The organism is Hyphomonas sp. (assembly GCF_040882205.1).
In the GTDB taxonomy this organism is placed as follows: Bacteria; Pseudomonadota; Alphaproteobacteria; order Caulobacterales; family Hyphomonadaceae; genus Hyphomonas.
Window position 1 is genome coordinate 1 of sequence record NZ_JBBEBT010000316.1, and the last position, 12,326, is coordinate 12,326.

Consider the following 12,326-nt stretch of genomic DNA (forward strand, 5'->3'; position numbering starts at 1 on the left):
CCCGGCATGTATATCGGCGACACCGATGACGGCTCGGGCCTGCACCACATGGTCTACGAGGTGGTGGACAACGCCATCGATGAAGCCCTCGCCGGCCATGCCGACCGCGTGACGGTCACGCTGTACCCGGACGGTTCGGCCGAAGTCACCGATAACGGCCGGGGCATCCCGGTCGGCCTGCACGCCGGTGAAGGCGTCTCGGCGGCCGAAGTCATCATGACCCAGCTGCACGCGGGCGGTAAATTCGACCAGAACTCCTACAAGGTTTCCGGCGGCCTGCACGGCGTCGGCGTCTCCGTCGTCAATGCGCTGTCCGACTGGCTGGACCTGACGATCCACCGCGAAGGCCATGAGCATTTCGTGCGCTTCGTGAACGGCGGCCATGTCGAGGCGCCGCTCGTCCGGCGCGGCCCCTCGCCGAAGCGCGAGAATGGCAGGCCTTATACCGGCACAGCTGTGCGCTTCTTCGCATCGCCGTCGACCTTCACGATGACTGACTATGACCGCAAGACGCTGGAACACCGGCTGCGCGAACTCGCCTTCCTGAACTCCGGCGTGAAGATAATCTTCCGCGACGAGCGCGGCGCCGAACCATTCGAAATCACGCTGGAATACGAAGGCGGGGTGAAGGCCTTTGTCCAGCACATCGACCGCCAGAAAACCTCACTGATCGGCGAGCCGGTCTATGTGATCGGCGAGAAGGACGGCATCACTGTGGAAGCGGCCCTCGAATGGACCGATAGCTATCATGAGTCCGTGCTGTGCTTCACCAACAACATCCCACAGCGCGATGGCGGCACCCACCTTGCGGGCTTCCGCGGCGCCCTGACGCGCATCATCAACAAATATGCCAACGAAACCGGTATCGCGAAAAAGTCGAAGGTCGAAATCTCCGGCGACGATGCGCGCGAGGGCCTGACCTGCGTGCTGTCGGTCAAGGTGCCGGACCCGAAGTTCAGCTCACAAACGAAAGACAAGCTCGTCTCTTCTGAAGTGCGCCCCGTGGTCGAAAGCCTGATCGGCGAGAAGCTCGGCGAGTGGTTCGAGGAGAATCCGAAAAAAGCCGGCCAGATCATGGAGAAGATCGTCGAGGCTGCCGCCGCGCGTGAGGCCGCCCGCAAGGCGCGGGAGCTGACACGCCGCAAGTCCGCGCTCGACATCACCTCCCTGCCCGGCAAGCTGGCAGACTGCCAGGAGAAAGACCCGGCGAAATCTGAACTCTTCATCGTCGAGGGTGACTCAGCTGGCGGCTCCGCCAAGCAGGGCCGCAGCCGCGACAACCAGGCCATCCTTCCGCTACGTGGCAAGATCCTCAACGTTGAACGCGCGCGCTTCGACAAGATGCTCGGCTCCGACCAGGTCGGTACGCTGATCATGGCGCTGGGCGCCGGCATCGGGCGCGACGAGTTCGATATCAACAAGCTGCGCTACCACAAGATCATCATCATGACCGATGCTGACGTGGACGGCGCGCATATCCGCACCCTGCTGCTGACCTTCTTCTATCGCCAGATGCCCGAGATCATCGAGCGCGGCTTTCTCTACATCGCGCAGCCGCCGCTCTACAAGGTGACGCGAGGACGCTCCGAGCGCTATGTGAAGGACGATGCCGAACTGGAATCCTACCTGATCAGCGAAGGCACCAGCGGTGAAACGCTGATCCTCGCCGACGGCACGCAGATCGGCGGCGAAGACCTGCGCGACCGCGTGCGCCAGGCAGCAAACTTCCGGGCCGGCCTGAAACGCCTTGCCCTGCGCGCGCCGGCCGACCTGATCGAGCATGCGGCCCTTGCCGGCGCGCTGGCCGGCAATGGCGACGACGCCATGGCGAAGTTGACGGCGGTGCGCCTGAACCGCCTCGCCGAGGAAGGCGAGGACACATGGGAAGGCCGCTTCGTGGAAGGCGCGTTAGTGCTGCAACGCACCGTTCGCGGTGTCGACGAGACTGCTGTGCTGGCGCCCGCCCTCATCGCCAGCCAGGACGCCATCCGCCTCGCCGAACGCGCGAATGGCTTGCGTGACATGTACGCATCCGCCGCGATCCTGCGCCAGGAAAAGGGCGGCGACATTGCCGTTCACGGACCAGCGAGCCTGCTTGGCGCCGTGCTTGAATCCGGCCGCAAGGGCCTGAAGGTCCAGCGCTATAAAGGCCTCGGCGAAATGAACGCCGACCAGCTCTGGGAAACCACCCTGGACGCCAATGCCCGCACCCTGCTGCAAGTGAAAGTCGAACATGCCGACGAGGCGGACGAACTGTTCACCAAACTGATGGGCGATGTGGTGGAGCCGAGACGCGAGTTCATCGAGGAATTTGCGCTTGAGGCTGAGGTGGACGTTTAGTCCGGCGCGCCAAGCCCCTCACCTCGCACCGCTTCTGGCGGCGGACCCCTCCTCTCCCAATTCATGGGGTTATAGTCCCGCCCCCAGCGACACTGGTTTATTCCTCCGCATCGCAGGAGGCGATGGGAGGCGTCTTCTCACTCCGCCAAAACAATCGCCACCCCGCCAATCCGCACCTCATTGTCCACCACATCCAGCCCGCGCCGCGCCGCCCGCACTGCGGCCGCGCCCACATCCGGCACACTGACCAGAAACTTCACGATCCGCTCCTGCGTCCCCGGACGGAATTCCAGCTTTGCATCGCTGAGCTCGACCTGCCCTCCCGTCGCCTTCACGCCCAGGGCTTCGGCCCAGCGGGTGGCCATCAGGTCAGGGCTGGCTGTGTGGATCACTGCGCCGGTGAGCCGTCCGGGCGCGGCGTTCTTCTGCCAGTCCGGCCCGCCCCAGCGCCAGCTGGCGGCCGGGCGCGCCTCGTCAATCGAGACGATTGCGGCACCGACATCCGCTGGGTGCAGGTGACTTGCGGAAATGTCGGGCAGATCGATGTTCCAGACGCGGCGGATCTTCAGCGCATCCGCCCGCACTCTTGCGGCGGCGAGGTCGTCGGTCTGGAAGATCGCCATATAGCCGCCCTCCCCGCCCCGCGCGATGAAGCGCCCCGCCGGCGCGGTCAGCGCGGTCGGCACGACGACTTCAAGGAACTGGTCCCCGAGGGCGTAGACCCGGTTCACGAGCCCGAACTCGGCGACACCGGGATCGAGGAACCCGTCGCCCAATCCCAAGACCGCCGCCAAAGTGTCGGCAACTCCCAGCGATTGCGCTGCAATCACCACCTGGCGCAGGCGCACCTGTCCCATATTTTCCTCCCATGCATGGTATGACCATGCCTCTGGAGGGAGCATAAACCCATCCGGGCCCGTTATGCTATCACGCCCCGGTTGACGTATCGGCCGCCACACGGCACCCCCGACCCATGCACAACCATACCGACACCACCTGCCCCGGGGACGCGATTACCCACGCCCATGCCCACGCGCACGGCCTTGCTCATACGCACGATCACGAAGACCACCCGCACCACCAGCACCATGCCGACATGGCAACGGCCGATTCCCGCCGCCGCGTCATTCTCGCCGCGCTGCTGACCGGCGGGTTCATGTTTGCCGAAGTGATCGGCGGCATTCTCTCCGGCTCGCTGGCGCTGATGGCGGATGCGGCCCACATGCTCACCGATACCGGCTCGCTCCTCCTCGCCTGGCTCGGCTACAAGCTTTCCGCGCGCCCGGCTGATCCGGGGCGCAGCTTCGGCTTCGGCCGGATGAAGGTGCTGGCGGCCTTCACCAACGGCGTGCTGCTGATCCTGCTGGCGCTCTGGATCGTCTGGGAAGCCATCAACCGCCTGCTGCTGCCCTCGCCGGTGCTCGGCGAGCTGATGCTCGGCGTCGCGGTGCTCGGCCTCATCGTCAACATAATGGCCTTCGCCATCCTGCATGGCGGCGGCCACAAGGACGACCTCAACCTGCGCGGCGCGATGTGGCATGTTGCGGGCGACCTGCTCGGCTCGGTCGCCGCCATCCTCGCCGCCATCCTGATCCTCTGGCAGGGCTGGTATATCGCGGACCCGCTGCTCTCCATCCTCGTTGCGGGCCTCGCCCTGTATGGCGGCGTGCGGATCGCACGGGAGTCCGGCCACATCCTGATCGAAGGCACGCCCGAGGGCCTCGAAGCCGCGAAGATCATCGCAGACCTGAAGGCCAGCGTGCCGGGCGTCGCCAATGTCAGCCATGTCCACGCCTGGGCGCTGACTGAATCGCGCCCTCTGGTGACGCTGGAAGTAACGCTCGCCCCCGGCGCGACGGCCGAATCCGTGCGCCGCGGGGTGAAGGAACGCCTCGCCCATGCCTTCGGCGCCAGCCATGCGACCGTGGAAGTGATCGGTGAAGTAAGCCCCGATGCCGCATAGCCGCATTGCGAAGCCGCCCGCAGCGCTTTAACCCTCGCAATCAGCGCCCATATACGGGCATCAGAGACGCGGGAGGCCCGGATGGCCAAGACCAGACATGCAGAAATCCTGATCATCGGCTCCGGCCCGGCAGGCTGGACAGCCGCCGTGTATGCCGCGCGCAGCATGCGCGAAACGCTCGTCGTGACCGGCATGCAGCCGGGCGGCCAGCTCACGATCACCACCGATGTCGAGAACTGGCCGGGCGACGCCCATGTGCTGGGACCGGACCTGATGGTGCGCATGCAGGAACATGCGACAAAGATGGGCGCCAAGGTCGCGAGCGATCACATCCTCAGCGTCGATTTGGGCAACCGCCCGTTCAAGGCCGTCGGTGAAAGCGCCACCACCTATACGGCCGACGCGGTGATCATCTCCACCGGCGCGCAGGCTAAGTGGCTGGACCTGCCGAGCGAGCAGAAGTTTAAGGGCTTCGGCGTCTCCGCCTGCGCCACCTGTGACGGTTTCTTCTACCGGGGCCGCGAAGTGATGGTCATCGGCGGCGGCAATACGGCCGTCGAGGAAGCGCTGTTCCTGACGAACTTTGCCTCCAAGGTCACGGTCGTCCACCGCCGCGACCATTTTCGCGCCGAGAAGATCCTGCAGGATCGCCTGTTCAAGAATCCGAAGGTCGAAGTGATCTGGGACACAGCCCTCGAAGACGTGCTCGGCGATGAGCAGCCCCTCGGCGTCACTGCGGCGCGGATCAAAAACGTCAAGACGGGCGCGGTGCGCGACGTGCCTGTCCACGGCATCTTCATCGCCATCGGCCATGCGCCGTCCACGGAACTTTTCGTGGGCAAGCTGGCGATGCGCCCGAACGGCTACCTGATCACCGAGCCCGGTTCCACCCGGACGAGCATCCCCGGCGTCTATGCCGCCGGTGACGTCACCGACGAAACCTACCGTCAGGCCGTCACCGCGGCCGGTATGGGCTGCATGGCCGCACTGGAAGCAGAGCGCTGGCTGTCCGAGGAAGCAGCGCACGCCCAAGCCGTTGCGGCGGAGTGAGCCTTAGGGCGGGATTTAGCCCGCCGTTCAATCGGCGCCCGTCCTCGGCGGCATAAAACCCCGCCCTACAGCATCTCCTGCGCGGTCTTCTCGGTCTCGCGCGGTTTTTGCGTCTCGACGACCTCCAGCAACACGGCCGCCCTCTCCTGCATCACGCGGTCAAGATCCGTCTGCGGATCAATCGCCAGCGCGGCTTCCAGCTCCGCCACGATCTCGGCATGGTATTTCTTCGCGTCATACCCCGCGAGCGCCCGCGCCCATTGCCAGCGCAGTCCGGCATCCTCCGGCGCGAGGCGGACGGCCTCGGCATAATACTTGCGCGCTGTCTTGAGGCTCGCCCCCATCACGGCCGCGCCAAGCGCACCGCCGCGCCGGTGCACCTCGACATGCCAGACCGCGAGGAAGCCCAGCGCATAGTGGTTTTCCGGATCGTCCGCCAGCACGCCCTCTGCCAGCGCCTTCGCTTTTAGTCCGTAGCCGGATTTATTGGCTTCCGAGAGGCTCATCGGCCGCGTCAGCAGCGACAGGGCAATTGCTTTCTGCAGGCGCCCTTCACCGTGGCCCGCCTCCAGCTTAAGCGCCCCTTCGGCGGCCGCCAACGCGTCCTTGAGTGAGGCAAGGTCCGGCTCGCGGCCCGAGCACATGACTTTTGCAAGGATCGCCCGTGCCCGGAGGGCATGCGCGTCGGCAGACTTTTCCCCGGCGATTTCCTGCAGTGCAAGGTCGTATTCCCCGGCCCGGAAAGCGGCATTGGCGCTCGCGACATCCGCGAACGCGCTCAGCGCCCCTGAGACAACAAGCGCCGCGAGAATCAGGCTGCTTCTGACCATCAGCCCTGATACTAGACCGTTTCGAGGCTTCCGGCGAGCGGCAGCGTTTACCCAACAGGGACAGGCACACGATGGCGGACAGTTTCGAGGCAGATGTTGTCGTCATCGGCGCGGGCGTGATCGGCCTCGCCTCGGCCCGCGCCCTCGCCCGGGCGGGGCGGGAGGTCATCGTGCTTGAAGCCGAAGACCAGATCGCCATGCACACCTCCTCGCGCAATTCCGAAGTGATCCATGCCGGGCTCTACTACGCCGCCGGGAGCCTCAAGGCCCGGCACTGCGTGAACGGCCGCCGGATGCTGTATGCCTATCTCGATGCACACGGCGTGACCGTGAAGCGCTGCGGTAAGTTCGTGGTCGCGGTGGGCGATGCCGAGGCGGGCGAATTGCAGAAGATCCTCTGCCGCGCCGAAGCCAACGGCGTCGAGCAGCTCAGCCTGATTGACGGCGCCGCTGTGCGCCGGATCGAGCCTGCCCTGAGCGCGAATGTCACCGGCGCGATCGTCTCGCCGGTCTCCGGCATCTTTGACAGCCACGCCTATTTCCTTGCCCTGCAGGGCGAGCTTGAGGATGCCGGCGGCTCCATTGCCTTCGGCACGCCGGTCCTCTCCGGCGCGGTCGAGACCGGCCATGTCCGCCTCGAGACCGGCGGCGCCTCGCCCGCCAACATCCGCGCCCGCACCGTCATCAATGCCGGCGGCCACCATGCCATCACGCTGGCCGCCGCCATCGAAGGCCGCCACACCGCCGGCCTGGCCGCGCCCCATTATGTGAAAGGCAGTTATTTCAGCATTCAGGGCCACACGCCCTTCTCGCGGCTGATCTACCCGATGCCGACCACGTCCAGCCTCGGCCTCCACCTGACCATCGACCTTGCCGGTCGGGGCAAGCTTGGCCCGGACGCCGAATGGCTACCGGATGGCGCTCAGCCCCCCTTCGATTACCGCGTCGATCCGGCCCGGGCAAAGGCGTTCCATGCCGAAGTCACCCGGTTCTGGCCGGGCCTGACCCTCGAGCGGCTCAGCCCCGATTACGCCGGCGTGCGGCCCAAACTGGTGACCGAGGGCGCCGCATCGGGCGATTTCCGCATCGAGGGGCAAGAAGCCCATGGCAGCGCAGGCCTGATCAACCTCCTCGGCATCGAAAGCCCGGGCCTGACCTCATCCCTCTCGATTGCGGAACACGTGGCGGAACTGGCCAACCGGGCAGCCGGATAGGGCGCTTGCACGGCCCCGCCCCTGTGTGTATCAGGCGCTTTCGCTGACGCGGCGAACGGTTCGGTAGCTCAGCTGGTTAGAGCGCGCGACTCATAATCGCGAGGTCGAGAGTTCAAGTCTCTCCCGAACCACCACTTACTGCCCTGATTTTCCAAATCTTTTTCTTGATCTATCAAAAACTCCGAGATCGAACTAACACGCAACTGACACGCAACGCGCTGAAGGAAGTCGTCGATCGCTGCGGTCGACTTCATCAGGTAGGACGGGTCAAACGGCGCGTAGATCTCGGTCGTGCTGACGTCGGGGCTCTTATGGCCGAGTTGCGCGGCGACTTCCCAAGCCGGAACGCTGCTCTTGCGCAGCCAGCGGGCCATCGTGTGCCGGATCCCGTAAGGCTGGACATGATCGTCCATTTCAAGCCTCGCCCGAACTGACCGCCACGCTGTGCGCACGCTCAAAACCGGCGCGCCCCTGAACTCGATGACACGCCCTGACCGCGACCGTTCGGCCTGATATTCAAGCCAGGGCTTAAGACTTGCCGGAAGCTTGATCGTCGGCCGGAACTTCAGTGTCTGTTCGCGGTCATGGGGATTAAGCTGGATGAGGTCATTCCCGAAATCGATCTGGTCGAAGGTGAGGCTGAGGACAGCTTCATTCCGGCCGGTCGTCGCGATCATCAGAACAATGAAAGCCTGAAGATGATACTCTGAAGCCTCAATCAGCCGGGCGACTTCCTGTATTTCGAGCGGACGGCCTTTTGGCGGCGGCTTCGGCACCTTGACCAGTTCGATGTAGGGCACCGAGCCAATTTCTCCCCGCTTCCAGGTCCAGTTCAGGGCAGCTTTGCCGATCGTCAGGACCTGCCGAGTTGTACTGGGGCCGAGGCCTCGCTCACTGCGCAGATACTTCTGAAAAGCCTGCTGCCGGGGCATCTGGCAGGCTTCTTCAACCGTTGCTGCGCCATGAAAATCGAGCCAGAATTTCAAAGCCCGCTGAATGTTGCCGCTGCTGCCAATTGTAGAACCATAATGCTCGAAGTATCGAGCAAACACTTCGGCGAGTATTGCCTCGGCCGGTTTTTCATTCTGCTTGGTATGGCTCAGTACGAACCAGTCCGTCAGCGCCTGACAGGCTTCGTCATAATCCGCTGTGCCGAGGCTAACACGCTTTGTCTGTCGATCCTTGGGATCGAACCAGGTACGGCACCACGCGTGCGAACCTCGCCGCTTGGAAAGATAGAATTCTCCAAGCTGGAATTCCCGGCCGTTTGAGTAACGGGGCATGTTTTTTCCTCCACGGCCTGCAGCAGGAAATCGACGAGCTGGTAGCCGAAAAATCCGATCTTGCGCGGCGAGAGTCGAACAAAACCGATACGTCCATTTGCACGCAAACGACGCAGCGAAACAAGCGAAAATTGAAGCGTGGCCGCGGCATCAGCTTCGGAATAGCGGCCGTAGAGGGAGATGCCGTGCGCAGCCGCAATTGCACTGTAGAATTCCGAAAGAACCGGCGGCTCGCGCATGATAGTCGCTAATGCCCTTCCCTGCGTTTGCCCGAGCCGCCTCGCGCCTGAAAGCGGGTTGAAGACAGATAATCAAGCGACCGCATCGCTTGCCCGCCTCGACGCCCTCTATAAAAGTTACAACAATTGGCAGCAGCGCAAACGCGCCCCCAGTTCGATACAGCCATTAGGTTTTCTCCCCTGCGCTGACCGGCGCCTTACGAAAATCGTCCTCGTTGAAGATGGCGTCGGCGAGCGCTTCGCCGAGGAGTTTACGGCCCGGGGCAAGGCGGCGCTCGAGCTGGCCCCGGTAGTTTTCAAAGGCTGGGACGGTTTCCGTGAACGCCGACTTGACGGCGGCAGCGTCGAGGCGCGGGCCGTAAGCGATCTGGTAGCGCATACTCAAATCACATAGCTCCATCAGCGCCTGCTGGTCGCGCTCCATGCGCGCAAGTCGCCGGCCCATATCATCGAGGCGCTTGATCAGAAGCGCGTCGCGCTCATGCTCGATGGCGCTTGAAAAGAAATATTTGAGCGCCGCTTCGATGACGGAGGATTTTGACCAACCCTTTTTTGCCCCGGCGGCCGAGACCTTGGCGTCGAGTGTGGCGTCGAGATAGCAGATCGCGCGGGACTTCATGGAGCGCCTTTCGGGTATTAGAACAAGCAAAGAAAATCCGTGTCCGCATCATCTGTCAAATCGGCGCTGCGCGAGTGGAATCGAGCTTTTTCCCGCATGGAGATTGTCAATTGTGATTGGGTGCATTTGGCAGCAATGACAGGCATCGCGGGGCGTATTCCGGCTGGCTTTCCGCTTCTCAGAATTTTTTTGATAAAATCGTCTTTGAGCACATGGCACATCGCTAAACAGGTTCAGTTTCAAAAACGCACGCGAAGACTGTTGTGCATTTTCGCCTGAGAGGCGTGGCTGTTAGCGGTCAAGGCCGAGGCTTCGCTGCCTCAGCTTGCTGATCGTCAGCTCCCGGCCAACCGTCATCCGGATTTGGGTGTACCTGCGCTGCTCGAACTCTGGCTTCCACGGCACCAGCGAGAATTCCTGGCTCCGCTCGATCAGAGCAAAACGCCCGGCCTTGGTCGAAAGGTCTCGCTCGAAATAGCCGTCAAGGTTTTCACCTGGTCTGGCCGGACGGTAAGCCATACCCATCTCAGAAGAAAGCCGCGCGCCTTCGGCGTGCATGGCGTGCCAATCCAGCTTCGTGAGCAAGCGCGCATCGAGCCGCTCGTGAGACTGTATCAATCCGCGCCGCTGCAACTCGGCAAGGCGCGCAGATCCTGCTGCTCTGAGATCGGCGCCAAAGCCTCCAAGCGACACGTCAAATTGTTCCTGACCGGCGAGCCAAGTGTCGAGCAAGGTGCGGCCTTCCGCTTTGATCATCCCATCCAACGGCTCACGGCTCAGCATGTGGAGCCGTTCCGGACCGACGCGAACAATGGCCCCGCGCGTCACCTCTCCACTTGCGGATATGGCGACGTAATGAACGCGGCCATCAAGGCCATCGATCAACACAAACCGGCTGCTGGACTGCTCATCCGCGAGTCCGAAGGCGAATACGCGCCCGGCAACCTCGCGCCGGCCTGACTGGCGCTCAATCCTGTAGCCTTCGGCGCGGCCGGGTCCTGCATCGTGCAAGTGCTCGCGGATCCGCGCCTGGGCGATGTCAGTCTGCTCAATGCGGGAAAGGGACCCGAGCAGGTCCGGACTTAGTTGCCAGCGCCCAGCGCCAGCCCGCTCGGCGAGCCCCATCCGTTCGAGTACCTGCAGCCGGGCCCGGTAGTGCATCCCGCGGCGCTGAACATCGCCGAGGTCAATGACGCCATTCGCAGCGCTATGACGTAGCATTTGCCGATCGAGACTGGTCACGCGGCGGGCAGGTATGGCGCGGCTGATCTTGAGCTCGATCTCCTCTTGCGTTTCGAGGCCGAGCTCCCGCGTCAGAATCTGACCTGCGCGGTAACGAATTCCGGAGGATACGTAGTCCCGGTCGATGACCAGGTCGCGGCCATCGTCCCGCACGCCCCGCACCAGCACGTGGGAATGCGGATGATCGGTGTTGTGGTGATCCACCGCAATCCAGTCGAGGCGCGTGCCAAGGTCCGCTTCCATGTCTTTGACCAGAGACCGGATAAAGGGCTTGAGGTCGACAAGCCGTTCGCCGTCTTCCGCTGACACAATAAACCGGAAGTGATGCCTGTCGCCGGCGCCCTTTGCGAGCCAGTCCTTGCCGTCCACGCCTTCGCTTGTCCCATCGTAGAACTCGGCGCGCGCTCCTTCATGTCCCGCGCCCTCCCGCTGCAGATAGCCGAGGTGCGCGCGTTGCAGTGCGAGGCCCTTGCCGCCGAGACGCACAACGCGCGCCTTGACGATCGCGCGCCGCGTACCCTGCCAGCTTTGAATTTTCTGTGAGGATCTGCGGCCGGATATTTTGGCAGATTTTCGCCCCTGGCGCAGCGTCGATGCAAGGCTTCGCGGTCGCGCTGCACGGTCCTGCGCAATACGCCCAAGCCTGGGCCGGAAGTCATCGCTTGTCTCGCTCAAGGGGTGCCAGCGTCTCCTGTTGCAGGCACACTGATGAGACACACGTCGAAAAGCAACGGGGCGCCAGAAGACGAAACCAGACGACTCGCGCGTGTTCTGCAGTATCTTCCGGGTAAAGAATTATTTTGGCGACTCGCGCCACACTCCGAGACGACTCGCATAGTCCTGAAGCGGCGTCACCAGGAAGCGGGCCCAACGGGCACACCTTCTTTTATCTTGCATTACGCCGCTTCTCTTTACTCATCCCCTGACGCCGCCTCTGAAGCTTCAGAAACCTGCGCGCAGTTCCTTCGCGATGCCGAGCGCTGTGAAGCCTGCAACGTCGTAAGGATCGGGCTCGACATTCTGCTCGATACAAAGGTGCACGTGACGCCAGTAGTCAGGCGCGACGCCTCGCAGATCATGCTGATTTTTTAGGGCGTGGATGATTGCAAGCGCGCGCATGACGCGGGTTTTTCCGAAGGCGTGCAAAAGCAACATTGCCCCTGGTAAAATGCCCGGAACAGCCGTGACGGCGCTGCCCGGTATGGCTGCCTCGCACACGACAATCCGCCAGGTCTGGGTGCCGTATCCGTCACCGCGCCAGCGCACAAATCCAAATATCTGACCCGGCACAAAGCTTACAAGCTCACTGCCGGACGAATAGGGAAACCGCGCTACCGGCTCGCCGAAAACCAGCCGGTCATTTGCCTTTAGCTTGGCAGTGCGCAGCCGAACGAGCGTAAGGTTTTGGGTCGGAACAGAGCCGGTGTCCATGAAGTGAACCGTGCAATATCCACACCATTTGCATCCGCATGGAGCGCTCTGCAGATTATCGCAGGCTCGCCCGACCGTGTCAGTTTCGATCTGGGTGTCGCCGGACTCCCGCCCC

10 protein-coding genes, 1 tRNA gene and 1 pseudogene are annotated in these 12,326 nt (G+C 63.2%); 5 read left to right on the forward strand and 7 right to left on the reverse strand.

From position 1 onward, the window contains the following. Positions 1-2,340: DNA topoisomerase (ATP-hydrolyzing) subunit B (gene gyrB, locus WEA77_RS13470; protein ID WP_368068398.1), on the forward strand; the 2,340-nt coding region annotated here is incomplete at its 5' end. Between the two features lie 137 nt (positions 2,341-2,477). Here gyrB and WEA77_RS13475 read toward each other — a convergent pair. After that, positions 2,478-3,197, reverse strand: a complete 720-nt coding sequence (locus WEA77_RS13475; protein ID WP_368068399.1) for a hypothetical protein — start codon at positions 3,195-3,197, stop codon at positions 2,478-2,480. Between the two features lie 116 nt (positions 3,198-3,313). Here WEA77_RS13475 and WEA77_RS13480 point away from each other — a divergent pair, with 116 nt between their 5' ends. Beyond that, a complete protein-coding gene (locus tag WEA77_RS13480) occupies positions 3,314-4,303 on the forward strand; it encodes a cation diffusion facilitator family transporter (RefSeq protein WP_368068400.1) in 990 nt (329 codons plus the stop codon). A gap of 81 nt (positions 4,304-4,384) precedes the next feature. After that, positions 4,385-5,353 (forward strand): thioredoxin-disulfide reductase, encoded by a 969-nt coding sequence (gene trxB / locus WEA77_RS13485; protein WP_368068401.1) that lies wholly within the window; start codon positions 4,385-4,387, stop codon positions 5,351-5,353. 65 nt (positions 5,354-5,418) lie between these two features. Here the strand turns inward: trxB and WEA77_RS13490 are convergent, their stop codons facing one another. Further along, on the reverse strand, positions 5,419-6,183 hold the full coding sequence (locus WEA77_RS13490; RefSeq protein ID WP_368068402.1) for a hypothetical protein: 765 nt from the start codon (positions 6,181-6,183) through the stop codon (positions 5,419-5,421). Positions 6,184-6,254: 71 nt separating this feature from the next. Here WEA77_RS13490 and WEA77_RS13495 point away from each other — a divergent pair, with 71 nt between their 5' ends. Beyond that, positions 6,255-7,397 (forward strand): NAD(P)/FAD-dependent oxidoreductase, encoded by a 1,143-nt coding sequence (locus WEA77_RS13495; protein ID WP_368068403.1) that lies wholly within the window; start codon positions 6,255-6,257, stop codon positions 7,395-7,397. 57 nt (positions 7,398-7,454) lie between these two features. Continuing rightward, positions 7,455-7,531, forward strand: a tRNA-Met gene (locus tag WEA77_RS13500). Positions 7,532-7,732: 201 nt separating this feature from the next. Here WEA77_RS13500 and WEA77_RS13505 read toward each other — a convergent pair. From WEA77_RS13505 to WEA77_RS13525, 5 genes and pseudogenes are all read right to left on the reverse strand, one after another. Next, positions 7,733-8,329 (reverse strand): annotated as a pseudogene (locus WEA77_RS13505) (tyrosine-type recombinase/integrase); the annotation flags it as partial. Positions 8,330-8,514: 185 nt separating this feature from the next. Beyond that, positions 8,515-8,919, reverse strand: coding sequence for a hypothetical protein (locus WEA77_RS13510; RefSeq protein ID WP_368068404.1), 405 nt, complete (start codon positions 8,917-8,919; stop codon positions 8,515-8,517). Positions 8,920-9,085: 166 nt separating this feature from the next. Continuing rightward, positions 9,086-9,538 (reverse strand): hypothetical protein, encoded by a 453-nt coding sequence (locus WEA77_RS13515; RefSeq protein WP_368068405.1) that lies wholly within the window; start codon positions 9,536-9,538, stop codon positions 9,086-9,088. Positions 9,539-9,829: 291 nt separating this feature from the next. Continuing rightward, positions 9,830-11,266, reverse strand: coding sequence for a DUF3363 domain-containing protein (locus tag WEA77_RS13520; protein ID WP_368068406.1), 1,437 nt, complete (start codon positions 11,264-11,266; stop codon positions 9,830-9,832). A 456-nt stretch (positions 11,267-11,722) separates the two neighbouring features. Then, on the reverse strand, positions 11,723-12,326 hold a 604-nt coding region (locus WEA77_RS13525; protein WP_368068407.1), incomplete at its 5' end, for a DUF2840 domain-containing protein.